The organism is Corynebacterium sp. A21 (assembly GCF_052266655.1).
Lineage (GTDB): Bacteria > Actinomycetota > Actinomycetes > Mycobacteriales > Mycobacteriaceae > Corynebacterium.
Genome location: NZ_JBQPQY010000003.1, coordinates 13,496 through 37,162 on the forward strand (window position 1 = coordinate 13,496; position 23,667 = coordinate 37,162).

24 protein-coding genes, 1 pseudogene and 1 riboswitch are annotated in these 23,667 nt (G+C 60.2%); of the genes and pseudogenes, 19 read left to right on the forward strand and 6 right to left on the reverse strand.

Annotated elements, in window-relative coordinates:
• Positions 1 to 24 precede the first annotated feature (24 nt).
• The 3 genes from ACTU46_RS06400 to ACTU46_RS06410 all read left to right on the forward strand — a co-directional run bounded on the left by ACTU46_RS06400 (position 25) and on the right by ACTU46_RS06410 (position 6,357).
• On the forward strand, positions 25 to 4,848 hold the full coding sequence (locus tag ACTU46_RS06400; protein WP_443380420.1) for a DEAD/DEAH box helicase: 4,824 nt from the start codon (positions 25 to 27) through the stop codon (positions 4,846 to 4,848).
• A gap of 40 nt (positions 4,849 to 4,888) precedes the next feature.
• A complete protein-coding gene (locus ACTU46_RS06405; RefSeq protein ID WP_443380742.1) occupies positions 4,889 to 5,056 on the forward strand; it encodes a GMC oxidoreductase in 168 nt (55 codons plus the stop codon).
• Between the two features lie 296 nt (positions 5,057 to 5,352).
• Positions 5,353 to 6,357: a GIY-YIG nuclease family protein gene (locus ACTU46_RS06410; RefSeq protein WP_443380421.1), complete on the forward strand. Its 1,005-nt coding sequence runs from the start codon at positions 5,353 to 5,355 to the stop codon at positions 6,355 to 6,357.
• A gap of 88 nt (positions 6,358 to 6,445) precedes the next feature.
• Here the strand turns inward: ACTU46_RS06410 and ACTU46_RS06415 are convergent, their stop codons facing one another.
• Positions 6,446 to 7,057: a LysE family translocator gene (locus tag ACTU46_RS06415; protein ID WP_443380422.1), complete on the reverse strand. Its 612-nt coding sequence runs from the start codon at positions 7,055 to 7,057 to the stop codon at positions 6,446 to 6,448.
• A 118-nt stretch (positions 7,058 to 7,175) separates the two neighbouring features.
• Between ACTU46_RS06415 and ACTU46_RS06420 the strand changes: the two genes are divergently transcribed.
• A complete protein-coding gene (locus ACTU46_RS06420) occupies positions 7,176 to 7,628 on the forward strand; it encodes an Lrp/AsnC family transcriptional regulator (protein ID WP_443380423.1) in 453 nt (150 codons plus the stop codon).
• Between the two features lie 102 nt (positions 7,629 to 7,730).
• Here the strand turns inward: ACTU46_RS06420 and ACTU46_RS06425 are convergent, their stop codons facing one another.
• Positions 7,731 to 8,618 (reverse strand): hypothetical protein, encoded by an 888-nt coding sequence (locus tag ACTU46_RS06425; RefSeq protein WP_443380424.1) that lies wholly within the window; start codon positions 8,616 to 8,618, stop codon positions 7,731 to 7,733.
• Between the two features lie 264 nt (positions 8,619 to 8,882).
• Between ACTU46_RS06425 and ACTU46_RS06430 the strand changes: the two genes are divergently transcribed.
• Together ACTU46_RS06430 and ACTU46_RS06435 are read left to right on the forward strand one after the other, a co-directional pair.
• Positions 8,883 to 10,274 (forward strand): NAD-dependent succinate-semialdehyde dehydrogenase, encoded by a 1,392-nt coding sequence (locus ACTU46_RS06430; protein WP_443380425.1) that lies wholly within the window; start codon positions 8,883 to 8,885, stop codon positions 10,272 to 10,274.
• Positions 10,275 to 10,443: 169 nt separating this feature from the next.
• Entirely contained in the window at positions 10,444 to 11,094 is a 651-nt protein-coding gene (locus ACTU46_RS06435) for a TIGR03089 family protein (RefSeq protein ID WP_443380426.1), read from the forward strand.
• Positions 11,095 to 11,174: 80 nt separating this feature from the next.
• On the opposite strand, the gene ACTU46_RS06440 is transcribed toward ACTU46_RS06435, so the two are convergent.
• Positions 11,175 to 11,594: a hypothetical protein gene (locus ACTU46_RS06440; protein ID WP_443380427.1), complete on the reverse strand. Its 420-nt coding sequence runs from the start codon at positions 11,592 to 11,594 to the stop codon at positions 11,175 to 11,177.
• A gap of 229 nt (positions 11,595 to 11,823) precedes the next feature.
• On the opposite strand from ACTU46_RS06440, the gene ACTU46_RS06445 reads away from it, so the two are divergent.
• The 4 genes from ACTU46_RS06445 (at position 11,824) to ACTU46_RS06460 (ending at position 15,686) form a co-directional block, all read left to right on the forward strand.
• The gene (locus tag ACTU46_RS06445) at positions 11,824 to 12,624 is read left to right on the forward strand and encodes an alpha/beta fold hydrolase (protein ID WP_443380428.1); all 801 of its coding nucleotides are present in this window, start codon (positions 11,824 to 11,826) and stop codon (positions 12,622 to 12,624) included.
• 94 nt (positions 12,625 to 12,718) lie between these two features.
• The gene (locus ACTU46_RS06450) at positions 12,719 to 13,225 is read left to right on the forward strand and encodes a DUF4282 domain-containing protein (RefSeq protein WP_443380429.1); all 507 of its coding nucleotides are present in this window, start codon (positions 12,719 to 12,721) and stop codon (positions 13,223 to 13,225) included.
• A gap of 82 nt (positions 13,226 to 13,307) precedes the next feature.
• Positions 13,308 to 14,312, forward strand: a complete 1,005-nt coding sequence (locus ACTU46_RS06455) for an ABC transporter ATP-binding protein (protein WP_443380430.1) — start codon at positions 13,308 to 13,310, stop codon at positions 14,310 to 14,312.
• Between the two features lie 96 nt (positions 14,313 to 14,408).
• Entirely contained in the window at positions 14,409 to 15,686 is a 1,278-nt protein-coding gene (locus ACTU46_RS06460) for an ABC transporter substrate-binding protein (RefSeq protein WP_443380431.1), read from the forward strand.
• Between the two features lie 163 nt (positions 15,687 to 15,849).
• Here the strand turns inward: ACTU46_RS06460 and ACTU46_RS06465 are convergent, their stop codons facing one another.
• Positions 15,850 to 16,092, reverse strand: a complete 243-nt coding sequence (locus ACTU46_RS06465; protein WP_443380432.1) for a hypothetical protein — start codon at positions 16,090 to 16,092, stop codon at positions 15,850 to 15,852.
• 117 nt (positions 16,093 to 16,209) lie between these two features.
• On the opposite strand from ACTU46_RS06465, the gene ACTU46_RS06470 reads away from it, so the two are divergent.
• The 5 genes from ACTU46_RS06470 (at position 16,210) to ACTU46_RS06490 (ending at position 19,365) form a co-directional block, all read left to right on the forward strand.
• Positions 16,210 to 16,716: an SRPBCC domain-containing protein gene (locus ACTU46_RS06470; protein WP_443380433.1), complete on the forward strand. Its 507-nt coding sequence runs from the start codon at positions 16,210 to 16,212 to the stop codon at positions 16,714 to 16,716.
• Between the two features lie 148 nt (positions 16,717 to 16,864).
• Positions 16,865 to 17,863 (forward strand): carbohydrate ABC transporter permease, encoded by a 999-nt coding sequence (locus ACTU46_RS06475; RefSeq protein WP_443380434.1) that lies wholly within the window; start codon positions 16,865 to 16,867, stop codon positions 17,861 to 17,863.
• Complete coding sequence (locus ACTU46_RS06480) at positions 17,860 to 18,696, forward strand: carbohydrate ABC transporter permease (protein WP_443380435.1); 837 nt, start codon at positions 17,860 to 17,862, stop codon at positions 18,694 to 18,696. Before ACTU46_RS06475 ends, ACTU46_RS06480 begins: the two co-directional genes overlap by 4 nt.
• On the forward strand, positions 18,696 to 19,139 hold the full coding sequence (locus ACTU46_RS06485; RefSeq protein WP_443380436.1) for a DUF3995 domain-containing protein: 444 nt from the start codon (positions 18,696 to 18,698) through the stop codon (positions 19,137 to 19,139). Before ACTU46_RS06480 ends, ACTU46_RS06485 begins: the two co-directional genes overlap by 1 nt.
• A 10-nt stretch (positions 19,140 to 19,149) precedes the next feature.
• Complete coding sequence (locus ACTU46_RS06490) at positions 19,150 to 19,365, forward strand: hypothetical protein (RefSeq protein WP_443380437.1); 216 nt, start codon at positions 19,150 to 19,152, stop codon at positions 19,363 to 19,365.
• 10 nt (positions 19,366 to 19,375) lie between these two features.
• Here ACTU46_RS06490 and ACTU46_RS06495 read toward each other — a convergent pair whose 3' ends face one another.
• A complete protein-coding gene (locus tag ACTU46_RS06495; protein ID WP_443380438.1) occupies positions 19,376 to 19,816 on the reverse strand; it encodes a VOC family protein in 441 nt (146 codons plus the stop codon).
• A gap of 85 nt (positions 19,817 to 19,901) precedes the next feature.
• Here ACTU46_RS06495 and ACTU46_RS06500 point away from each other — a divergent pair, with 85 nt between their 5' ends.
• The 4 genes and pseudogenes from ACTU46_RS06500 (at position 19,902) to ACTU46_RS06515 (ending at position 22,011) form a co-directional block, all read left to right on the forward strand.
• A complete protein-coding gene (locus tag ACTU46_RS06500) occupies positions 19,902 to 20,462 on the forward strand; it encodes a dihydrofolate reductase family protein (RefSeq protein WP_443380439.1) in 561 nt (186 codons plus the stop codon).
• 37 nt (positions 20,463 to 20,499) lie between these two features.
• Positions 20,500 to 20,598: riboswitch (TPP riboswitch) on the forward strand.
• Between the two features lie 70 nt (positions 20,599 to 20,668).
• Positions 20,669 to 21,448, forward strand: coding sequence for a 3-oxoacyl-ACP reductase (locus ACTU46_RS06505; protein WP_443380440.1), 780 nt, complete (start codon positions 20,669 to 20,671; stop codon positions 21,446 to 21,448).
• Between the two features lie 7 nt (positions 21,449 to 21,455).
• Positions 21,456 to 21,834 (forward strand): annotated as a pseudogene (locus ACTU46_RS06510) (LLM class flavin-dependent oxidoreductase); the annotation flags it as partial.
• Positions 21,814 to 22,011 (forward strand): hypothetical protein, encoded by a 198-nt coding sequence (locus ACTU46_RS06515; protein ID WP_443380755.1) that lies wholly within the window; start codon positions 21,814 to 21,816, stop codon positions 22,009 to 22,011. The pseudogene ACTU46_RS06510 and the gene ACTU46_RS06515, both read left to right, overlap by 21 nt.
• Positions 22,012 to 22,251: 240 nt before the next feature.
• Here ACTU46_RS06515 and ACTU46_RS06520 read toward each other — a convergent pair whose 3' ends face one another.
• Complete coding sequence (locus ACTU46_RS06520; RefSeq protein ID WP_443380441.1) at positions 22,252 to 23,658, reverse strand: aldehyde dehydrogenase family protein; 1,407 nt, start codon at positions 23,656 to 23,658, stop codon at positions 22,252 to 22,254.
• Positions 23,659 to 23,667: the final 9 nt, after the last annotated feature.

A 23,667-nucleotide genomic window follows, 5' to 3' on the forward strand; every position in this document is an offset into this window, starting at 1 on the left:
ACATAACTACGTTGAGGACCGAGAATGCCCACACCTGATTCCAACAACTTCGATGATATTTTCGCGGACTGGGATGTCGACCCCAGCTCCGATTCCTCGACTAAGTCTCAAACCACCGCGGCAACCGTCAACGAAATGGATCGTGCTGAGGCCCAGTCCGCTGGTTCCCGCAACATCGATCCGGTGGCCGCCGCGGAAAGCATCAGCCAGGACTACCGCCGCTATCTCAAGACCATGCTTCGCCCCAGCAATGAGCTGATCTCCGAGGAATTCTACCGCGCAGTTGACCAGGCCCCGAACCTGACCAAGGGGCCAATCCTGCAGCTCACTCCACCTTATGCACCAGGTTCTAGCGCCCGAAAGCTCATGGCCGAGGGGGTTCTTGATGAGTCCTTCGCTTCCCTTGGCTCCAACTTCTCCCTGGATCGGCCGCTCTATAAGCATCAAGAAAAAGCACTGCGCAAAATTCATGAGAACCGAAATCTCATCGTCTCCACCGGTACCGGCTCCGGAAAGACCGAGAGCTTCCTGATCCCCATCGTCGATGAACTTCTCCGTCAACATACCGCTGGAAAACTTGGACCCGGAGTTCGCGCACTGTTGTTATATCCGATGAACGCCCTGGCCAATGACCAGGTCAAACGGCTGCGGGAGCTACTTGCAAACACCCCGGAGATCACCTTCGGGCGCTACACCGGGGAAACCAAACCCACCAGGGAGGATGCAGAGGTTCTCTACCGCCAAATCAACGGTCAGGATGCCGTCCCCCTGGAAAATGAGCTAATTAGCCGCGAAGAAATGCAGGCCACCCCGCCTCATCTGCTGCTGACCAACTACGCCATGCTGGAATACCTGCTGCTGCGCCCCTCAGACAATGCCTTCTTCGACGATGAGTTCTCCCAAGAGTGGCGCTTCATCGTTCTTGATGAGGCCCACGTCTACGCCGGTGCCCAGGGTACTGAGGTGGGTATGCTGCTGCGCCGGCTCAAAGACCGAGTCCAACGTGATCGCCCGATGCAGTGCATCGCCACCAGTGCCTCCCTGGAGGGGGATCCTGCCAATATCGTGAAATTTGGTTCAGATATTTTCGGGGAGCCTTTCGAGTTCGTGCACGACGACCCAGACCGGCAGGATCTGGTAGTCGCAGAGAAGCTGCCCCTTCCTGACCACGCTGCCTGGGAACTACCGGAAGAGCTTTTCGACACTGAAATTGGCAGCCCCGATCTTCTCAATGCGGTGACCAGCGAGGCCAACTCCCGCGGCAGGGAGAGCGAATACGAGATGCTCTCAGCGGAAAAACACGTGGTGGCCCTGCGCGAACTGGCGGCCACCCACAGCATCACCCTCTCGGAAGCTGGTCAGCGATTGTGGCCGGGTGTCCCACAGGAAGCCGCAATGCACCGCGCCCACATGCTGGTTCTGCTGGGTAGCGTGGTGCTTTCCGAGACCGGAATACCAGTGATCTCCGCCCGATATCACATGTTTGTTCGTGCTGCCGAAGGCGCTTACCTGGGCTTCCACGAAAACGGAAAGCCAGAGATCACTCTGGACCGGCATGTCACTTTGGCTGGTACCGAGCGCCCGTCCTATGAGATGGGCACCTGCATCAAGTGTGGTGCGGTCCACATCAACGGTGTCCCCGAGGAGGGCATCCTAATGCCCCCGGACAACACTCACTCGGATGCTGATCCGCGCTGGGTGGTGCTCTCCGAGGATGCTGAGACAGCGGCTCTGGATGAAGACGATCTAGAGTCTGCTCTTGAAGGTGAATCCGACCAACCAAAATTAACCAAACTTTGCGTGGTTTGCGGTCGCCTGATGGATCATGAATTCGGTTCCTGCCCCAACGCTGCATGCCGGAGTACAGAACTGATCTCAGTCCGGGTGCTTCCCAAACCCACTGGCAAATTGGAAACCTGCATCGTCTGTGGTGGCCGTGCCAAGGGACTCGTACGCCGCCTTCTCACCGATGCCAACGCCGCGCCTTCAGTGCTGACCACCTCACTGTTTCAGCTGCTTCCGGAAGCTGATGACGAGAAAGCCGCCCGGAAAGTTGGTGCCGGCCGGAAGCTGTTGTCCTTCTCCGACTCTCGGCAGGCCGCCGCATACGCGGCTCCCTATCTTGAGAATTCCTACGGCCGATTGTTGGAGCGGCGCATCCTGGTGGAGACGCTTAAGGATGAGGAATTCTCCCAGGGGGCTTCGATTGAACGCTGGATGGTTCGGGCAGGTCAGCTAGCGCAAAAAGAGCGTGTGCTCTCTGAATCCGCTTCGAACCGTGAGGTACTCGAGGAATCTGGCCCCTGGGTTTATGCTGACCTGGCTTCCACTGTCCGACGCCTCTCCACCGAGGGACTGGGGCTGGCACGGGTCGAGCTGAGCGAGGAAGCCTTATCCCGGTTGAGGATTCTTCCGAAACTAAGCCGACTCTTCGATAGTGAGAACTCCGCCCGGGACTTCATCAACCTCCTAGTGCAGGATGTCCGGCACAAGGGAGCGATCACCACCCCTGACTTCGTCACGATGAATGATGCCAGGTTCGAGCCCCGCAAGGGACAGCACTTCTTCCGCTATGACGGCGGCAGGGATTCCCGACAGCGCCTGTACTCCTGGATTCCGCAGCGGGGTACTAACAACCGCAAGGATCTGATGACCAAGGTGCTCCGGCACTTCAATCATGCTGGTGTGGGGGACAAGTCTGTCCGCACGCTGCTGCAGGCCACTTGGGAGGACTTCACCCACTCGGAGATCCTCCGCAGACCAGGTGAGAAGGCCGCCGGCTGGGCCGTCAATGACCGGGATCTTCGGGTTAGCCCCGGCGGGGGCCACGACTGGTTCCAGTGTGACACCTGTCGGACTGTTTCCGCTTTCAATGTAGAGAACCTCTGCCCCAATGGCTTCTGTCCCGGGACCCTGCACCGCATTAATCCGGAGAACCCAGATTTCCTGGACAACCATTACCGCAGTCTGGCGGAAAGTATGGCGATCCTCCCACTTGCGGCCAAGGAGCACACCGCCCAATGGACCCCTACCGAGGCGGCCGAAGTACAAAAACAGTTCATCAACGGTGACGTTAACGTGCTCAGCTGCTCGACCACCTTCGAACTAGGCGTGGATGTCGGTGACCTCCAATCAGTGATGCTGCGAAATGTTCCCCCACGCACCGCGAACTATGTGCAGCGGGCAGGCCGAGCTGGCCGCCGTGCCGGCTCAGCGGCCTTCGTACTGACCTTTGCCAAACGCGCGGCACATGACATGACCATCTTCAAGGACCCGGTCGCCATGATCGACGGTGAGATGACTGCACCTTATCTGCAGATCGCGAACCCACGCATCGCCCGTAGGCACGCTTTCTCGGTTGCCTTCGCCGCTTTCCTCCGGAGACAGGCTACGAAGGACCGCACCTGGTCCAAGGTTGGTGACTATTTCCTTGCCGACCGGGCATCGCAGTTCAATGCGAAGATCATCGCCTCCGAAGCTGGTCTACCCCATCTCAAGGAGTTCCTCGACCCCGTTCCTGCGGAAATCACCACAGCACTGGAACGGATCATGCCAGCAAGTCTGCATGAAGACCTTGGAATTTCCGAGGGCAAGTGGGCACGAGAATACCTGGATCTTTTCAACCTGGTGGCCGCTGAGGTCGAGGATGACTTCTCCACCTTGTTCAAGATGCGCAATCTTCTGCTCAATGAGGGCGCCGGTAGCCGTGCCGACGGTTACAAATTCACCATCAAAACTCTCACGGATCAGGATCTACTGGGATACCTGGCCAAAAAGAATCTGCTGCCCAAATATAGCTTCCCGGTCGACACGGTGGACCTGCAGACCAACTTCACCGAAGCTGGAAACAAAATCAGTCTTTCCCGCGACCTGCAGTTGGCCATCAGTGACTACGCACCCGGCGCGCAGGTCGTCGCGGGTGGCAATATCTGGGAATCCGCCGGAATCCGCCACCTGCCAGGAAAGAAACTACACAGCCACAGCTGGGTTGAATGCAATCACTGCAGCCATGTCGAAACATCATGGAATGAGTTCGAGGCTGGTGATCTTTGTTCCCAGTGCGGCGGAGTGCTTCCGTCAGGTAGCCCGAAGAAGTTTCTGATTCCACAGTTCGGGTTCGTGGCCAAGCACACCCCCGGGCAAGTCGGAATGACCCCGCCAACTCGCGCCTGGGGGCGTCGGGAGTTCGTCAAAGAATTCGGTGAAGAGGTTGCTTCTGAGGAATACCGGAATCTTACGGGGAATGAGCAGTCCCAGGTGCTCACCCGTGCGTGGGCCCGCACTGAAATGGGTGCGCTGGAATCCGGGTCAAACTCCCGCGGCTACTGGTACTGCGAGTCTTGCGGTTTCGCGGTACCCGCGGAAGACAAACCTAAAAAGAGCCATCAGAATCCGCGCACGCTTAATGACTGCCAGGGATATGTTTCACCTCGCTCCCTTGGGCACACCTATCAGACGGATATCGCTACCATCGCGGTCCCGACATTCCTCCTACCCAAATTCACTGAGTGGCGCCCCGCAATGTACGCGCTGATCGAAGCGGCCTCCGAGAAACTCGAGATCAACCGCGACGACCTTAGCGGAACAATGGCCTGGTACGACGGGATACCCACCATGGTTCTATTCGACACTGTCCCTGGCGGGGCAGGCATTACTCGCAAGGTCCGGGAGAACTTCCCTGAGGTATTGGACTCAGCGATTCACCGGGTTTCCAACTGTAGCTGCGGCGAAGACACCTCCTGCTATGCCTGCCTGCGGTCCTACGGCAACCAACGTTTCCATCGTGAACTTCGTCGAGATACCGCACTGGAGTTGCTCAACCATATGAAGATAGCGGTCTCGGACTAAATAACACCAAGACAGCACCAGACCCCTACGTGTCAGGCAGATCAAACCTGAACCCGCTGTATTCTCAACTGGTGAACAGGTCCTCAACTACGCCCTCAATAAGGGAGCCTCTGGCTACCACACCCTGGGAACCTGCCGGCTCAGCCCAGACCCCGAGGACGTAGGCGATGAGCGCCTGCGCGTCCGTGGTGTCGACGACTGTGGGTAGTAGAAGCCTCCGTATTCCTCGCCCAACTCTGAGATAACAACAATGGCCCGACGATTTCCGCTGCTTGGATCGCCTCGAGGATGTCTCCGCCACGGTCACCGGACTGTTGCAGGATGTGCCAGTAGAAGGAGAGGTTGCTCCCGACTCCGTCTCTGCTGTGGTCGGACAGTAAGCCAGAGAAGAAAGCTCTAGCTGGCCGCCACACAGAAAGAGGACGCACCGTGGGGATGTGGTCTCTTTTGCATTGATGATGCTAATTCTCATCCGGCCAGCAGAGAATCAGGCAGACTTAGAAAATGTCGCCTAAACAACCACGGACTGCCTCCTCCAGCAACAATCGGATCAAGCTGACAGGACGGATCTACGATGTCCGAGAGCTCGACTCAGTCGCGATCATTCTGGTAGGTGAACCGAGCTTAAGGGGGCTATACCGTCTCGGATTCGCAGATGGCGGTGCCTATGTCGGGCAGTCCATCAACGTAGTCTCCCGCTTCACCTCCCACCGCAAACGGTGGGAGGACATCGTCACCTTCGAGTTCTTCCCCATACCAGTGGACGACCTAAATAGTCCAGAACGCACGCTCATCACTGAGACCGAAGCGGCAGCACCGGTCCGAAATATCCGGGATACGAAAAGACCGCACGGTGAAGCTGATCATGAGTTCACTTCGACAGAAGGAGTCAGCACATTCCTTCCCTGGGATCGGGATAAGCGTGTCCGCCCGGGAGAAAATATCTCAGGCAAGAAAGCGCAGAAGTTCAACGAAATTGCCCGATTAAATGAGTATGAAGTGCTTCGGGATCTCGTAGGCTGGTTCATCTACGAGACACTGCCAGACCCATACAACACGCAAAGACACCTATGGATAGCTTCTTGTCTCCCATCGACGAATCATTCAAAGTCTCACCAGAGACTCCTCGCTTTGAGCGCGGGAAACCTCGAGATTTTCGTCGTGTACCAGAACATCATCGATGGCACAGCAGTAACTGATCTATTCATCAATACCAGTACCGTCGATATGGACCTTAGCTCGCTTCAAGATCCCGAGGGTCAATGGCTTGTCGAGCACGGTTCATATTCTCACTCAGCTGTCACAACCTGGCGCTTCACGATGGAATCATTCGAAGACATCCTAAATGGCACACTTCCATTCCCTCACCTCAAGTTGCTTCTTGAGAACGCCTACCAATTGAATGTCCGCCTGATGCGACAAGGAGGAACAATGTTCGGCCGCTTTCACAATGAATTACTCGCCCGCGACCTCCTGGCGGCCTCACTGAAATGGGACAACGACGAATAGCGTGCGGCCGTTCAACTTGGCCATGAAAACAACATTGGAGAAGCCACTTAAAGGACCTGCCAGCAATTATGGTCCACAAATTGACCCCTCACCCCACCACCCTTCCCACCAACAACCCCGCCCCCACCAGGATCATCGCTGTCCCCGAAAGGTAGGAAACTATCCGCGCGGCGCCGGGCCGGGTGCGCAGTAGCCTTCGGGCGCTGTAGCCGACACCGATGTAGACCACTGCGGTGTTGATCAAGTGAAGCAGGCCGATGATGAGCATCTGGAATCCCACCGGAATCGTCTGCCCCGCAGAGACGAACTGTGGCAGCAGCACCAGGATCAGCAGGAACACTTTCGGGTTTAGCCCGCTGACACTCAACCCCTTGAGCAGCTGTCTCTGCACGGAGTCTCGAGCCACATTCTTGCTGGATTGGACCTCCGGCGGGTTGCGGAACATCCCGATGCCCAACCAGATCAGGTAGAGCGATCCAATGACGGTCAGCGCTGTGAGCACCCAGGGAACCTCAGCCACCAGCACACCGATGCCGGCGGCGACCACCAGGATTGCAAGGAGGTGTCCGCCAAGCATGCCGATCACCGCCGGCAGTGGTGATTTATTCTTCAGCGCTGAGGCGATGGCGTACGCCCAGTCGGCTCCCGGGGTAATGCAGAGTAGCGCGGACACACTCCAGAATGTGATGACCAGTCCCATATCCATAGTGCTTCCCTTTCGCTACCCTTCTCAAGACTCTGAAAGGTTAGCCCAGGTCAGCCTGGATATTTTCCCTACTTTTCCCATGGGAACACTACTTTGTGGGAGAATTTCCTGCATGGACCCCATTGATCGGAAGATTCTTTCAGCTCTCCAGGAGGATGGCCGGATCACCATCACGGCACTCGCGGATCTGGCACATGTGAGCGTCTCCGCCTGCCACCGTCGGCTGCGCGATCTGGAGCGCGCAGGTGCCATCGAGAGCTACACCGCGAAGCTGAATCCGGCTGCGGTGGGGCTAGGTTTCCAGGCGATCGTCTTCGTCCAGATGCGCGAGGGTGAGGGCCGGGTGCTGCAGGATTTCGAGCAGGCCCTGGCCGCCATCCCGGAGGTCACCGAGGCGCATCGTCTTTTCGGTGATCCGGATTTTCTGGTGCGGGTGACCACGAAGGATCTCGCTGCCTTCCAGAAGCTCTATGACGATTCACTGACCCACCTGCCTGGTGTGCTCAAGCTCAGCACCACCCTGATCATGAAGTCCGTGGTGGATTCCCGGCCCTTGCCGCTCTAAACCTCAACTGCAAGATCTACCCCATCCACGCCTTTCGGGCCCCAGATCTTTGAACTCGGGCTTCGCTCCTTCTCCGTTGAGCCGGGAAATTGACCGGGGAAATCACCCCAGGTTGCCCGAGTAACTCCCCTCCCAATACCCCTCCGCCACAGGCCAAGATTCAAAAGGCCCGTGCAGGTCGAGCAATTCCCGGGGAATATCGGGTCCCGCCGCCCCTAGCAGCTCGTGGAACTGACCGTTCTGGACATAAAAAATGGAAGGGGTCATCGGCGCTGGGTGATCCATGTTTGTGCCAGCACAGAGCTCAGCCAACGGCAGGATCATAGCGGGGTCTGAGGCCGGCAGGATCACCAGAATATTGCGCGCTGGTACCGCCACGAACCAACCAAGTTCACATTTCGGCAGCTTGAGTGCCTTGGCACAGTCTTCGATGCAGAATGCGATCGACGGAGTCTGCTTTCGCCCATCGAGGATGACGCCTCCCATCTCACGGATCACACGCACGCCCCGGGCGTAGGCCCGCAGCTTCGCGTGCGCCGCTGCATCGAGCTCCTCCCGGCTCACAAACTCCATCAACCTGCTCAGCGGATGCGCCTGGATCACATCATTTTCGTGCAGCGCATAGACGTATTCCAATGAGTTAGTAAGCGCGATCGGATCCGCATAGGCCGGCATGGAACCTGCGGGATAGATCATCTTGGTCACCGATCCCAGGATGGTGCGGCGGTCCAGGGGAAAGTGCCCGGCCGCTCCGGCTGCCATCATCGGTGCCATGGTTCGGGCGTAGTCGCTGATGATCTCGTCCTCGAAGCTCTCATCATTGGATTCGATGATGCGCAGCAGGTTGTCCAGGTTCATCACCGCACCGGAAGCAGAGTCCAGCACGATCTGGGTGTCGGTGATATAGCGCGCTTCCGGGAAGTGCGGGAGCACTTTCTGCAGGATGATGTTTCTGATTCTTTCAAGGCGGTCAGCAGTGATTACCGGCATGGTTTCCCCTTTGCTTGAGATGTGTCTATCTGTCTTGGACTCACCTCAACCCCGATTGGTTCCCACCGAAGTTCCTGCCAGTTGAACTGCGCCTGCCCGGGCGCGGACCGCGGGCGTCGATAAGCAGTCCCGGCAGCAACCTGCCGATGCCACCCCGGCTAAAACCCACTCCAAACCAGAAGCAAAAACATGACATGTCAACAATCTGCTACGATAGGTGATGCACCAACAATTAGAGAAAACTTTTAGGAAAGGACAATCAAAGTGGCTTTTCAAACCACCAACCCCTACACCGGTGAAGTAGTCAAAACCTTCGAGGATGCTACTCCCGAACAAATAGAAACCGCCCTCTCCGGCGCCCAGGAAGCATTCCTGAGCTGGAAGGACGAACCCGTCGAGAAGCGTGCGGCCCTACTGCAGCGTGCGGCTGATGCCCTGCGCAAGGATTCCCGCCGTTATGCCGAGATCCTTACCCTCGAGATGGGCAAGCTGATCGGCGAGGCCGAAGCTGAGGTCGAGCTCTCGGCGAAGATCCTCGAATATTACGCAAAGTTCGGCCCCGAGCACCTGACGCCGCGTTACCTGCGCGCAGAGGGCTTCGGTGACACTGATGTCGCCCTGGTCAATGAGCCGCTGGGCGTACTTTATGCCATCGAACCCTGGAACTTCCCCTTCTACCAGGTCATCCGCATCTCCGCGCCGCAGTTGATGGCGGGAAATACCATCGTGCTCAAGCATGCTGCGAACGTTCCGCAGGCTGCACTGGCGATGGAACAGCTCTACCGCGATGCCGGCGCACCGGAAGGTCTGTTGACCAGCGTCTTCGCTTCCCATGATGACACTGACAAGATCCTGGCCGACCCGCGTATCCGTGGTGTCGCACTGACCGGTTCCGAGCGGGCGGGTTCGGTCGTCGCTGCCAGTGCGGCAAAGAACCTGAAGAAGTCCACCCTGGAGCTCGGCGGCGCCGATGCCTTCATCGTCCTGGAGGATGCCGACATCGAGAAGGCCGCCAGGTGGGCCGCCTTCGGTCGCCACTGGAACGCCGGTCAGGTCTGTGTTTCCTCCAAGCGCCTCATCGTGGTCGACTCCGTGGCCGATGAATTTATGAAGGCCTACCGCGGGCACGTCGACAAGCTTGTGGCGGGTGACCCCATGGATCCCGCAACCACCCTGGCACCCATGTCCTCGCAGAAGGCCGCCGATGATTTGGCCGCCCAGGTGGAGATGGCCCGCGGCGAGGGCATCACCGTCGAGGAGATCGGTGCGGAGGTCCCTGCGAAGGGTGCCTTCTTCCGCCCGACCCTGCTGACCGATATCCCGGCCGGCTCCAAGTCCGCCCACACCGAATTCTTCGGCCCGGTGACCCAGCTCTACCGCGCCAAGGATGAGGATGATGCGGTTCGCATCGCCAACGACAGCCCCTTTGGCCTCGGTGGCTCGGTGTTCTCCCAGGACATCGCCCGCGCTCAGGCGGTGGCCCGCCGCATCGACACCGGCATGGTCTACATCAACCAGCCCACCGGTGTGAAGGCAGACATCCCCTTCGGTGGTGTGAAGAACTCCGGCTACGGCCACGAACTGATTGATCTCGGCATCAAGGAGTTCATCAACCAGAAGGTCGTCGTGGTCAGCGACATCGACGGCAGCTTCTAGCCGCAACTGTGCCAGACCTCATGAAGTGAGGTCCTTGGCACCCCATCACTGGGCCCTGGCGGGTTAGTTCGACCTGCCGGGGCCCAGTTTTTCGTTCCCCAAGCTCAATACCCCCAAAGGAAACGCCGCCTCAAGACTCCATCCCGGGAAAATGCTTACCCTTGAGTACATGGAACTCCTCTCTCACCTGCTCAAGGCCGATCCGGCCGCACCCCGCCTGACGGTCTACAACGAAAACACCGGCGCCCGGCTGGATTTTTCCGCCCAGACGTTGGATAACTGGGCCGCCAAGGTCGGCAATATGCTGCTCGAGGAACTCGACCTGGATGCTGATTCCACCATCACCATCGATCTGCCGGTGAGCTGGCAGGCGGCGGCCATCGCACTGGGGGCGCTGGCCGCGGGCGTCGATACGCACTTCGGACAGCAGCCTGGCGACGCCGTGTTCACCGCCCCCGACCGAGCCGTCAACCATGAAGGCTCCAGCGATATCGTCCTGGTCACCGAGGACCCCTTCGGCCGCGGCGTCGTGGAGTCCGGCGGGGAACTACCGCGCGGCATGATCGATTTCGGGCCAACGGTCCGCTTCTACGGGGATCAGTTCTACCCACCCACCACCGCGCTCTCCGAGGTCTTCGAATCCGATATCGAACCCGGCGCGCGGGCGCTCAGCTCCGGTTGGTCCGATAAGGCCAGTTTCCAGCGGCTGGTGCTCGAACCACTGGCGGTGGGTGGTTCTGCGGTCATCGTCGCCGGCATGGTCACCGCGGAGCGTTTCGAGCAGATCGCCACGGCGGAAAAGGTCACTGTTCGGCTCTAGGGGTTTTGTTCTCTGCTGGCGGGAGGCTCCCCCAGCCTGCGACTTGAGGCTGTACCCCGCAGCCAACCGAACCCTGAGATCTAGAAGCTGCAGTTGTCTTTGAGAAAGGCTTTCAGCTCTGAGGATTCCCAGCCCACGGGAAGAGACCACAAGTGCATGTGTTCTTCGCTGTAGGTGAGCCGCTCCACTCCGAGGGAGATGTCTGCTTCCTCTTCATCCAGGGTGACATGCTGCAGGGAGTTGCCCGGAATACCGAAAACAATTGAATTTGGTTCCCTCGGCACTCCATGGAACACGAGATGGACGATAGTGTCTTCCGACGCATTGCGGACCACTGAATCCCTGATTTCTTCCCACTCGAAATAGTAGTTTTCGTGATTCGCTGACTTCACGATCTTCTTAATTCTTTCAGTGCCCTTGAAGAGCCCCACGAAGCACTCGGTGCGGGTTTCTCTTTCAGTCACAAAGAAGAGGTGGACGGCATCTGAATCTATGAACATCGGCTGGTTCCAGTCCGTTCTGGGCAACTATTCTCGGTCAAATATTCATCCTTAATAGTCAACAGTAGGGCGGAGGACTTGGCAGTGACCGGCTATGACGATATGAGATACTCCAGTGCTGGATCCTCCGAAAGTCATGGACTCCCCGGCCGCCCTGCCTTAGACTCGGAGCTATTCATGACCTAGCTCACAGTTCCGCTGTGGCCTCTCCGAAAGGACCCCCAGCACCATGCCCCATCACCAATTTCTCCAGAAGGCCCCCAGTGCAGACGGCACCGAGATCGGCTATCTCGTGCAGGGGGTCGGTCCGGCGCTGGTGATCGTCCATGGCAGCGTGGGCGATATCGCGCAATGGCAGTCGACCGTTGATGAGTTGGCCAAGACCTTCACCGTCTACATCTATGATCGGCGCGGCCGTGGCAGCAGCGGCGATAATGAGGACTACTCCTTCACCAAGGAATCTGAGGATCTGCGCGCCATTCTCAAGGTCGCCTGCCCCGGCGCGCGCGTCCTCGCCCACTCCTATGGCGCCCTCTGCGCGCTTATCGACGCCATGCATAATGACGTGGACAATGAGCTCATCCTCTTCGAACCACCCTTGAACCTGGATAAGCTTGTCGCCGGCCCGGAACTGCCGCGCTACCGCGAGGCCATCGCCGCCGGCGATAATGACACGGCAATGCGAATCGCCCTGCTGAATATGGTGGATCTGCCCGCCGAGGCGGTCGAGGCAATCTCACAGTCTCCGCTGTGGCCACAGCTGCTGGAACTCGCCCCTACCTGGACCCGGGAGTTTGAGCGTATCGATGCCCTCGGTTTCGACCACCGCCGCTATCGCACCCTCCCTGGCGCGAAGGTGCATTTCCTGGTGGGCTCCAACACCACGCCGATGCTGAAGGCCGCCACCCGTTTCCTCAGCGGACATATTGAAGGTGCTGGCCTGACCACGATGCCGGGGCTGGATCACTTCAGTCATGTCACCGCCCCGGTGGAGTTCGCGGCGCATGTGGCGAAGGCGGCAGGGCATTAGTGTGGCCACCTGCTGCTGATGAACGATGAATCTGCATATCCCGATATTCATCGCTATGCTGTGACAGCCCTTAACCCAACATGAAAGGCCTGGCATGAGCATTCCCGGATACGGCGACAACCCCCACAACGGCGGCGAGAATAACGGTGAGCAGCCCGGCGCGCAGAGCGGCCAGCCTTATGGCGGCGCACCTTATAACCCGAACCAGTACCCGCAGCAGGATGGCCAGCAGGGTGGCCAGCAATTCGCCGGCTTCAACAGCAATGAGGTGAAGAAGACCGGCAAGGGTTTCTTCGGTGCGCTCTTCGACACCAGCTTCGACAACATGATCGCGTTGAAGTTCGCCCGCTTCATCTACACTCTGGCTCTTATCTTTGCTGCGGCGACGCTCTTCTTCGGCTGGGTTATCCCCTTCTTCACGCTGCTCTTCTCACCGGCAAACGGCAGCACCTTCTTGGCCTTTGCGGTGCTGCTCTTCGGCTGGATCCCGATCGGTCTAGTCGCGCTTTTCCAGCTGATTGGTATCCGTCTTTTCCTGGAGTTCGTGGTCTCCACCATCAAGACCGCCGAGAACACCTCCAAGCTGGTCGCGCAGCGCTGAGCGGGGCCAGCGCGGCGTCGATAAGCGGAGCCCCGAGGGTGATTTCGCCCCGCGCACCTGTGACGCCTGCTACTTTTTAGACATGGCCACGGTTTCTTTTGAAAATGTCACCATCCGTTATCCCAATGCGGAACGCCCCACCGTCTTTGAGTTGAACCTGGAGATCGCCGATGGCGAATTCCTGGTACTCGTCGGCCCCTCGGGCTGTGGCAAGTCCACCACGCTGCGAGCGCTGGCTGGTTTGGAGGAGGTGGAGGGCGGTGCGATCCTCATCGACGGGAAGAACGTCACCCAGGAGGAACCCGCCGACCGTGACATCGCCATGGTTTTTCAGAACTATGCGCTCTACCCACACATGACGGTGGCCAAGAACATGGGCTTCGCCCTGAAGCTGGCCAAACTGCCCCAGCAGGAGATTGATGCCAAGGTCCGGGAGGCTGCGGAGATCCTCGGACTGACGGAATTCCTGGAGCGTAAACCCAAGGACCTTTCCGGCGGTCAACGTCAGCGGGTGGCCATGGGCCGGGCCCTGGTGCGTGACCCCAAGGTCTTCCTCATGGATGAGCCGCTGTCCAACCTGGATGCGAAGCTACGCGTGCAGACCCGTTCCGAGGTCGCCGCCCTGCAACGTCGCCTGGGCACCACCACGGTCTATGTCACCCATGACCAGGTGGAGGCGATGACCATGGGGGATCGCGTGGCGGTGCTCAAGGATGGCAATCTCCAGCAGGTCGCCCCGCCCCGCGAACTTTATGACGCCCCGGTCAATGAGTTCGTCGCCGGTTTCATCGGCTCCCCCGCCATGAACCTCTTCCCCGGCGATGGCGTGACCCTCGGGGTCCGGCCCGAACACATGCTCGTGGTCACCGGGGAGGTCCCTGCCGGGTTCCGCGAAGTGGCCGGCACCGTGGATATCGTCGAGGAGCTCGGTTCGGAGAGCTATGTCTACGCCAACTGGGAGGGGCACCGCTTGGTGGCGCGCCTGGGTGAAGGGAAGGCTCCCGCTCCGGGCGATACCGTGCGTTTTGCCTATGACCCCGGAAAGGCGCACCGCTTTGATGTGAAGAGCGGGGAAAGTCTCAGCTGAGCCACCCCACCCCGGGGGTGATTTGGGCAATTTTGACAATGAAACGTGTCCCAGGTCATTAGATTGAAGTCAACTGTTGCTTAGAAAGGTGACTTCATGTCCGCACTCCCCCGCAAGACTGGCGTAACCCTCGCTGCCACCACCCTCTTCGCCGCCCTCGCCCTCGCCGGCTGTTCCACTGGCTCCGATTCCGGCACCGGAGATGCCCCCGCCGTCGACAACGCCGATGCCCGTGGCCCCATCACCTTCGCCATGGGCAAGAACGACACCGACAAGATCATCCCGGTGATCGAGCGGTGGAATGAGGCGAACCCCGATGAGCAGGTCACCCTGAACGAGCTCGCGGGCGAGGCTGATGCCCAGCGTGAAACCCTCGTCCAGTCCCTGCAGGCCGGAAACTCCGACTACGATGTCATGGCCCTGGATGTCATCTGGACCGCCGACTTCGCCGCCAACCAGTGGCTCGCCCCGCTCGAGGGCGACCTGGAGGTGGACACCTCCGGCCTCCTGGAGTCCACCGTGGATTCCGCCACCTACAACGACACCCTCTACGCACTGCCGCAGAACACCAACGGCCAGCTACTCTTCCGCAACACCGAGATCATCTCCCAGGCCCCGGAAACCTGGGCCGATCTGGTCGACTCCTGCACCCAGGCCGAGGAAGCCAACGTCGACTGCCTGACCCTGCAGCTCAAGCAGTATGAGGGCCTGACCGTGAACACCATCGGCTTCATCGAGGGCTGGGGCGGCACCGTCCTGGACGATGAAGGCAACGCCGTTGTCGACTCTGACGAAGCCAAGGCCGGCCTGCAGGCCCTGGTCGACGGCTATGCCGACGGCACCATCGCCCCGAACTCGACCGCCGCCACCGAGGAAGAAACCAACCTCGCCTTCACCGCGGGCGATACCGCTCTCGCCATCAACTGGCCGTATATGTTCACCAACGCCGAGGCCGAGGGCTCCGCTGTCGCCGGCAACTTCGAGGTCCAGCCGCTGGTCGGCCAGGACGGTGTCGGTGTGTCCACCCTCGGTGGCTACAACAACGGCATCAACGTCAACTCCGAGTTCAAGGCCACCGCGCGTGACTTCATCGAGTTCGTGATCAACGAGGAGAACCAGACCTGGTTCGCCGACAACTCCTTCCCGCCGGTGCTCGCCTCGATCTACGATGATGAGTCCCTCGTGGAGAAGTACCCCTACCTCCCGGCACTGAAGGAATCTCTGGAGAACGCGGTCCCGCGTCCGGTCTCCCCCTTCTACCCGGCGATCTCCAAGGCCATCCAGGACAACGCCTACGCCGCCATCAATGGTGACGTCGACGTCGACCAGGCCACCGCGGACATGAAGGCCGCGATCGACAACGCCACGCAGTAGTCTCTTTCATCCTGTTCGCTGAAGCGGGCCGCACCCAAGTGGGTGCGGCCCGCTTTTGGGTGCTTATCTTTGGGTGCTTATCGACGCCGCTGTGCGTCAGCAGCATCACGCATGTGCTGGACCACGTGGGCCACCGCTGATGAGGGATTCTCCCCGGTCAAGTTCAACGCGGCAATCCTTGTTCGCCATCCCGCTCGGGCAGCTGCCTGCCATCCCAATTGCGGTTGAGTTCACGCTGTTTTTCCACCAACCTGGATAACCTGGATATCAGAATGAAGACTCCCACGCTGACCACCAACCCCAGGAGCACAGTGATCCACTCTCCGGGGTTGAGGAACAGCACCACCAGCCACCCGACCACGAGGAAGAGCGCCCCGATCATGGTACTTCTCTTGGTTTCACGCATAACTTCCGCTCATTGATTCTTGAATATCACCGGGGACGGTACCACCACAGCCGCCGGTGTCCGCTCGCGTTTCACTGCGCACTGAGTATGTCCACCCCACCTACTATGCTCGGCCCCATGACCACTCCTGAGAGCCAGACCTCAGCCAATAATCCCCTCAGCGAACTCAAGTTCTCCACCTTCGGTTTCATCTCGAAGCCCACCGCCGAGGTCTATGAGGCCGTGGCCGATCCCGAGCAGCTCTCGAAGTACTTCGCCACCGGCACCGCCACCAACGGACGGTTGGCAACCGGGGCCACCGTCACCTGGGATTTCCATGACTTCCCCGGCGCCTTCCCGGTGCAGGTGCTTGAGGCTGAGCCGAATAAGAAGATCCTCATCGCCTGGCCCAGCGAGACCGCTACCCCGGGCACCAAGGAAACAACCACCATCGTCACCTTCGAGTTCGTGCCCATCGATGAGGACACCCGCACCAAGGTCATCATCACCGAGGGTTCCTGGCAGCCCACCGAAGCCGGCGCGCGAGATGCCTTCGGCAACTCCATGGGCTGGACCGGCATGCTCGCCGCGATGAAGGTCTGGCTCGAGCACGGCATCAACCTCCGTGAGGGTTTCTACAAATAGGCTGCGCGGAACCCACCCCGGCCAAATAGTTACACCCTTCTTCACCGAAGTTCGCGACTTCACCCTTGAGGTGGCTCTATGATCCAAGTAACACTGCTTCCCAGCAGGCACAACATAGACTCCCCCGAGAGCAAGGAGCTCTGGCGATATGTCCAGAATGAGGCAGGCGAGATCGGCCATCTGGTTGATCGCCCCCGCCATGATCGTGTTGGCGGTGGTGATCGGCTATCCCATCATCCGCGCCATCTGGTTGTCCTTCCAGGCCGACAAGGGACTTGACCCCACCACCGGCTTGTTCACCGCTGGCGGTTTCGCCGGCTTCGAGAATTATCTTTATTGGCTGACCCAGCGCTGCATGGGCGCCGACGGGACCGTCGGCAAGTGTCCGCCGGGCACCCTGGCCACCGATTTCTGGCCGGCGGTGCGGATCACCCTCTTCTTCACCGTGGTCACTGTTGCCCTGGAGACCGTCCTGGGCATGTGCATGGCGTTGATCATGAACAAGGAGTTCCGTGGCCGTGCCCTGGTGCGCGCCGCGGTGCTGATCCCCTGGGCGATCCCCACCGCCGTGACCGCGAAGCTCTGGCAGTTCATCTTCGCCGAGCGCGGCATCGTCAATGAGCTCTTCAATCTGGACATCAGTTGGACCACCGATCCCTGGGCTGCGCGGGCCGCGGTGATCCTGGCCGATGTTTGGAAGACCACGCCCTTTATGGCCTTGCTGATCCTCGCTGGCCTGCAGATGCTCCCGAAGGACACCTATGAGGCCGCCCGGGTGGATGGTGCCAGCCGCTGGCAACAGTTCACCAAAATCACGTTGCCGCTGGTCAAACCGGCCCTGATGGTGGCGGTCCTGTTCCGCACCCTGGATGCGCTGCGCATGTACGATCTCCCGGTCATCATGATCTCCAGCTCCTCCAACTCCCCTACCGCCGTGATCTCCCAGCTGGTAGTGGAGGATATGCGGCAGAATAACTTCAACTCCGCCTCGGCGCTGTCCACCCTGATCTTCCTGCTCATCTTCGCGGTCGCGTTCATCATGATCCGCTTCCTGGGCGCGGATGTCTCGGGGCAACGCAGCGTGAGCAGGCGAAAACCCACGGGTAGCCGCAAGAAACGGACCAAGCAGGAGGTCACGGTATCATGAGCAAGAAACTGAAGTCACAGATCCTCAACTACGCCGGGGTGGTGTTCATCCTCTTCTGGGGCTTGGCGCCTTTCTACTGGATGGTGATCACCGCACTGCGCGATTCCGCGCACACCTTCGACACCACCCCCTGGCCCACGCATGTGACCCTGCAGAACTTCCAGGATGCGTTGGCCACCGACAAGGGCAATAACTTCCTCGCCGCCATCGGCAACTCGCTGATCATCAGCGTGACCACCACCACGCTGGCCGTCGTGGTGGGGGTCTTCACCGCCTACGCACTGGCGCGGCTGAACTTCCCGGGCAAGGGCATCGTCACCGGCATCATCCTCGCCGCCTCGATGTTCCCCGGCATTGCCCTGGTCACCCCGCTCTTCCAGCTCTTCGGCGATATCGGCTGGATCGGCAGTTACCAGGCACTGATCATCCCGAATATCTCCTTCGCGCTGCCGCTGACCATCTACACCCTGGTCTCCTTCTTCCGGCAGCTGCCCTGGGAGCTCGAGGAAGCAGCGCGTGTCGACGGCGCGAGCCGCGGCCAGGCCTTCCGCCTGATCCTCCTGCCGCTCGCCGCACCTGCCCTGTTCACCACCGCGATCCTGGCGTTCATCGCCACCTGGAACGAGTTCATGCTCGCCCGCCAGCTCTCGACGACCGCGACCGAACCCGTCACCGTGGCCATCGCCCGATTCTCCGGCCCGAGCTCCTTCGAGTACCCCTACGCCGCAGTCATGGCTGCCGGCGCACTGGTCACCATCCCGTTGATCATCATGGTGCTGATCTTCCAGCGTCGGATCGTCTCCGGACTCACGGCCGGTGGTGTAAAAGCCTGATGCCGCACCCAGCCCTCCTCCTCGCCGCACTCGCCGGCTGCCTCCATGGCGCCGCAAGTGTGTACTGGGGGTTGGGCGGGCAGTGGCTGTTGAACACCGTCGGCGAGCAGGTCACCGGCCGATTCGTCGGGATGGGCTGGCTGCTGCTGATCCTCGGGGCGCTGAAGATCAGCTTCGCACTCCTGCCGTTGCGGCTTATCGACGCCCCGCCCTGGCGGTGGTGCTACTGGCTCGGCGCCGCAGTCCTGATCATCTGGGGTGGCATGAACACCGTGGTGGCCAACCTGATACTGGTCGAGGTCATCCCCCGCGGTGCACAGTTCGACTTCGCCGCCATGGCAGGTCACGCCTGGCTCTGGGACCCGCTCTTTCTCCTCTGGGGCACTGCCCTCGTGGTCGGTCTGCTGGCCACGCAGCGGAGCAGCCCTGAGCCAACCCCCTAAGCTGGTGACCATGAGCCCCACTGAACCCCAGAACCATTCCGAAGATCGGCGCCGCAAGATGCAGCTGGATACGCTGACCGGCTTCCTGGGATTCTTCGCCTTCATCGCCCTGGTTCAGGCCGTGATCAATGTGGTCCAGCCCGAACCGAAGGTCTGGCCGGCACTGCTGGCGCTGGTATTGGTCATTGCCGCGGTAATGAGCTGGCGGGCAGGGCGTTCCCGATAGCGGGTGCTGCTCAGCCGATCCGCTCCGCCAGCGCCACGATAATCCCGGCGGGCCCGCGCAGATAGCAGAGCTGATAGATGTCCTCGTAGTTGGCGATCTCCCCGAGTAGCTCGGCACCATGCGGGCGCAGCTTAGCAAGAGTGGCCTCAAGATCATCGACCGCGAACATGACCCGGTGCAGGCCAATGGTGTTGGGGGCAAGCTCCGCCGGCGAGGTTGCCAACGCTTCCGGCTGGAGGTACCTGGTCAATTCGATCCGGCCATGGCCATCAGGGGTCTTCATTAGCGCAATCTCGCTCCGCACTCCCGAGATTCCCACTGTGAGATCGACAAACTCCCCTTCCACTATTTGTCGGCCCTCAAGCTCCATACCGAGTGCGGTGAAGAAATCGATGGCGTGATCCAGGTCCTCGACGACGATGGCGGTATTATCCATGCGTTGGATGGTCATACCCGCGAGACTACCTCTGGCGGCCTGCTCCCAGCGAGATCCTCGCTCCGGAGCTGCCCGGGTTCAGCTGATCTACACTCGAACCATGGCGATCATCTATAACGCAGCGACGACCATGAACGGCTTCATCGCGGATGAAAACAACTCCCTGCAGTGGCTTTTCGAAGTCGCCGGCAGTGATGAAGCCGAAGACGACATCGGAAATTTCCTGGCCGGGGTATCCACCCTGGTCATGGGGTCCACCACCTACGAATGGCTGATCCGAGAGATGGATCTGCTCAATAATCCCCAGGCCTGGATCGATGCCTATGGTGACCGGCCGAACTGGGTCTTCTCCAGCCGCAATCTACCGATTCCGGAGGGGACCAATATCAAGGTCATCAACAGCTCGGTCGGAGATGCACTCCCCCGTATCCGGGACACCGCTGGTGAGGGAAATATCTGGGTGATGGGCGGCGGTGATCTGGTCGGCCAGTTCTTTGATATCGGCGCCCTGGACCGCATTATCTTGACCATGGCCCCGGTCTTCCTCCCCGCCGGTGCGCCGACGCTGCCGCGACGGATCGAGAGTGCGCAGCTGCGCACCGCAGGGACCCGGCAGGTGGGTAGGTTTCTTGAGGTTACCTTTGAGGTGCTCCCGGGCTAAATCCCGCCTGCCTTCGCTGTGGAACTGCTAGGGTCGCTTATGTGACACGGGGTGCCCTCCATTCGGAGGGCTGAGAACACACCCGTTGAACCTGATCCAGTTAGTACTGGCGAAGGGACTGTCTACGATGCCGCTTACCCGCGCCCCTCCGGGGCAGCGGGAAGCCTTCCGGCGGTGCCTTCGCCTCGCAGCAGAAAGGCACAGCGTTGACTACTTCTCTCGCCACCCCGATTTCCGAGCAGGTGGTCCTGGTGACTGGCGGCGCCCGGGGACTCGGCCGTTGCATTGCAGAGGCGTTCCTCAATGAGGACGCCCGCGTCGCCGTCAACTACCACTCCAGCCGCGCGGCAGCTGAAGAGTTCGCTGCGGCGCATCCCGGCCGGGCGATTGCGCTCCCAGCCGACGTCCGCGACCGCAGCCAGGTCGATACTCTGATCACGCAGGCCGCAGAAGCGTTTGGCACCCCGGTCACCACCGTGATCAACAACGCCCTGGTGGACTTCGCCTTCGACGGTGATGCCCGACCCAAGGCCGAGGACATCTCCTACCAACGCTTCGACAACCAATTCGCCGGCACCGTGGCAGGTGCCCTCAACGTGGTGCAGGCGGCACTCCCCGGTTTCAAGGAGGCCGGATTCGGTCGGGTGCTCAACATCGGCACCAACCTCGTGCAGCATCCGGTGGTTCCCTACCACGACTACAACGCCGCCAAAGCGGCTCTGCTCTCACTGACCCGAACGCTGGCCGTCGATCTGGGCAAACATGCGGTCACCGTCAACATGCTCAGCGGTGGTCTGCTGCGCACCACTGACGCCAGCTCAACCACCCCGCCGGAGGTGTTCGACGCCATCGCCACCGGCACCCCACTCGGCTCAGTGACCACCCCGGAGGAACTTGCCGACGCCGCGCTTTTCTTCGCGTCCCCGTGGTCGCGGGCCATCACCGGCCAAAACCTCATCGTCGACGGCGGACTGGTCATGAACTGATGTCCACCTGAATCGCTTCACCTTCGCCGCCGGGCACCACTCTGGCGCCTGTCGGGCTCCGCAGTCCAGCGCCAGCCGACTGGGAGACATCACCTACTGGGAGGAACTCGCGCGCACCGCGAAACGCGGCCTCCTGGGTGCGGTATTCCTCGCGGACAGCCAATCGGCTGGGTTCGGCGGCATGGGAAACGGTCCCGGTTGGTTCCTCGATCCGATCACCACGCTCATGGCCATGGCCCGGGCCACCGAAAATATCGGCCTGGTGACCACCGTATCCAGTACCTTCTGGCAGCCTTTTCCACGCTGCCCGGCTGCTGGCAAGCCTCGACCACAGCTCCAGTAGCAGGGCGGGCATCAACGTGGTCATGATCGCCGATGAAATCGAACGCTGGGTCGATGGCGGCGGTGCCGACGGCTTCAACCTCATGGCGCCGACCCTGCCTGAAGGCATTGAGGACTTTGTGGACCAGGTGGTTCCGGTGCTGCAGGAGCGCGGTCGCTTCCGCCGCTGTTATGAGGGCGCCACCTTGAGGTCGCACCTGGGGTTGCCCAGACCTGAGTAGGGAAATTGTTCGGCTGGCCGGTTGTCTAGCCTGTTGAGGCTGGAGTATCGGGAAAGGAGGGCAAACATCCCGACATGGGATGCCGAAGGAATTCCTCACGGTTCCTCGCGAACCGTCGGGAAACCTGTGTCGGTTGGTGGAATCAGCGATCAAAAAGACTGTCCACTGCACCATCAGCCTCGGGAGTGCGGAGGAGGACCTGGTGTCCGAGGCTGACCAGGCTTAGACAGATTGAAGGGGTCAGGACGCCGGTGACTGTCCGGCATTCGACTGGTCGCTGACGCGGAAGAGGTGTTCATTGACGAACTCCCCCACGCCCCAGCGTCCGAGTTCGCGGCCGTAACCTGAGCGCCCCACACCGCCGAAGGGCAGGCCAGCAGCGGTGGTACCGTGCTCATTGACAAAGGTCATGCCGTCCTTGAGTCGGCTTGCCACCTCATGGGCCTGTGCCAGGTCCGTGCCCCATACGGAGCTGGATAGGCCGTACTCCGAGTCATTGGCGATCTCCACCGCCTCATCGATGTCCTTCGCCTTGTAGACGATGGCCACCGGCCCGAAGATCTCATTGCAGCCGATATCCGCGCTGCGGTCGACATCAGTGAGCAGGGTGGCTTCCATGTATGCGCCTGCGCGGTCGATCTTTCCCCCACCGACCTGAATTTTCGCGGTACCGCTGCGTTCAGCTTCGGTCAGTCGCTCGACGATCTCGTCACGAGCACCGATCGAGGACAGCGGCCCCATGCCAGCGTCCTTGTCGTCATAAGGACCGACTTCAATCTGAGCGATCTGTTCCTTCAGATATGAGACGGTGCGGTCGTAGAAATCCGCCAGCACGATCAGCCGTTTCGGAGCGTTACAGGCCTGACCGGTGTTGTACATCCGGATCTTGGTGTACTTCTCCAGCACCCAGTCCAAATTCTCATCATCAAGGATCAGGAAGGGATCATTGCCGCCCAATTCCAGCAGCGATTTCTTATAGTTTTCACCGGCGGTGCTGGCTACGGCGGCACCGGCGGCTTCAGAGCCGGTGAGCGAGACACCCTTGATCCGTGGATCCGCCACGAAGTCATTCATCTGGGATCCGGAGGCGTAGATGTTGATGAACACATCCTTCGGCAGCCCGGCCTCTTCCAGCAGCTCCTGGCAGGCCTGGGAAGACAGCGGGCAGAGGGAGGCGTGCTTGAGCACCAGAGAATTTCCCAGCAGGAGGTTGGGTGCCGCCCAGCGGGCGACCTGATAATAGGGGAAGTTCCAGGGCATGATGCCCAGCAGTGGTCCGAGTGGGTCTTTACGGACGTAGGTCTGTTCGGCCCCCTGGGCCGGTAGTGCCTCATCGGCCAGGAGCTCGTGGGCGTGCTCGGCGTACCAGCGGTAGATGTCGGCGACGATGCCCAGCTCCATCTTCGCCCAGCGGGTCAGTTTGCCCATTTCCCGGCCAATGTGATCGGCCAGTTCAGTTGCCCGTTCCTCATAAAAGTCGGCGGTCCTGGCCAGAACGGCGGCGCGTTCATCGATATCGGTTGTGCGCCATTGTGCAAAGGCGGCGGTCGAACGGTTCAGAATGTCATCGCGGTCGGTATCCTTGATTCGGTCAAATTCTTGTTCAGATTGTCCGGTGCTCGGGTTTTCCAATGCGAATGTGCTCATGGCCCCTGT

Excerpts from the sequence above, each read along its gene's own strand:
- ACTU46_RS06400 (WP_443380420.1), top strand. The coding sequence starts at position 25 with ATGCCCACACCTGATTCCAACAACTTCGATGATATTTTCGCGGACTGG.
- ACTU46_RS06410 (WP_443380421.1), top strand. The coding sequence starts at position 5,353 with ATGTCGCCTAAACAACCACGGACTGCCTCCTCCAGCAACAATCGGATC.
- ACTU46_RS06415 (WP_443380422.1), bottom strand. The coding sequence starts at position 7,057 with ATGGGACTGGTCATCACATTCTGGAGTGTGTCCGCGCTACTCTGCATT.
- ACTU46_RS06420 (WP_443380423.1), top strand. The coding sequence starts at position 7,176 with ATGGACCCCATTGATCGGAAGATTCTTTCAGCTCTCCAGGAGGATGGC.
- ACTU46_RS06425 (WP_443380424.1), bottom strand. The coding sequence starts at position 8,618 with ATGCCGGTAATCACTGCTGACCGCCTTGAAAGAATCAGAAACATCATC.
- ACTU46_RS06435 (WP_443380426.1), top strand. The coding sequence starts at position 10,444 with ATGGAACTCCTCTCTCACCTGCTCAAGGCCGATCCGGCCGCACCCCGC.
- ACTU46_RS06440 (WP_443380427.1), bottom strand. The coding sequence starts at position 11,594 with ATGTTCATAGATTCAGATGCCGTCCACCTCTTCTTTGTGACTGAAAGA.
- ACTU46_RS06445 (WP_443380428.1), top strand. The coding sequence starts at position 11,824 with ATGCCCCATCACCAATTTCTCCAGAAGGCCCCCAGTGCAGACGGCACC.
- ACTU46_RS06450 (WP_443380429.1), top strand. The coding sequence starts at position 12,719 with ATGAGCATTCCCGGATACGGCGACAACCCCCACAACGGCGGCGAGAAT.
- ACTU46_RS06455 (WP_443380430.1), top strand. The coding sequence starts at position 13,308 with ATGGCCACGGTTTCTTTTGAAAATGTCACCATCCGTTATCCCAATGCG.
- ACTU46_RS06460 (WP_443380431.1), top strand. The coding sequence starts at position 14,409 with ATGTCCGCACTCCCCCGCAAGACTGGCGTAACCCTCGCTGCCACCACC.
- ACTU46_RS06465 (WP_443380432.1), bottom strand. The coding sequence starts at position 16,092 with ATGCGTGAAACCAAGAGAAGTACCATGATCGGGGCGCTCTTCCTCGTG.
- ACTU46_RS06470 (WP_443380433.1), top strand. The coding sequence starts at position 16,210 with ATGACCACTCCTGAGAGCCAGACCTCAGCCAATAATCCCCTCAGCGAA.
- ACTU46_RS06475 (WP_443380434.1), top strand. The coding sequence starts at position 16,865 with ATGTCCAGAATGAGGCAGGCGAGATCGGCCATCTGGTTGATCGCCCCC.
- ACTU46_RS06480 (WP_443380435.1), top strand. The coding sequence starts at position 17,860 with ATGAGCAAGAAACTGAAGTCACAGATCCTCAACTACGCCGGGGTGGTG.
- ACTU46_RS06485 (WP_443380436.1), top strand. The coding sequence starts at position 18,696 with ATGCCGCACCCAGCCCTCCTCCTCGCCGCACTCGCCGGCTGCCTCCAT.
- ACTU46_RS06490 (WP_443380437.1), top strand. The coding sequence starts at position 19,150 with ATGAGCCCCACTGAACCCCAGAACCATTCCGAAGATCGGCGCCGCAAG.
- ACTU46_RS06495 (WP_443380438.1), bottom strand. The coding sequence starts at position 19,816 with ATGACCATCCAACGCATGGATAATACCGCCATCGTCGTCGAGGACCTG.
- ACTU46_RS06500 (WP_443380439.1), top strand. The coding sequence starts at position 19,902 with ATGGCGATCATCTATAACGCAGCGACGACCATGAACGGCTTCATCGCG.
- ACTU46_RS06515 (WP_443380755.1), top strand. The coding sequence starts at position 21,814 with ATGATCGCCGATGAAATCGAACGCTGGGTCGATGGCGGCGGTGCCGAC.
- ACTU46_RS06520 (WP_443380441.1), bottom strand. The coding sequence starts at position 23,658 with ATGAGCACATTCGCATTGGAAAACCCGAGCACCGGACAATCTGAACAA.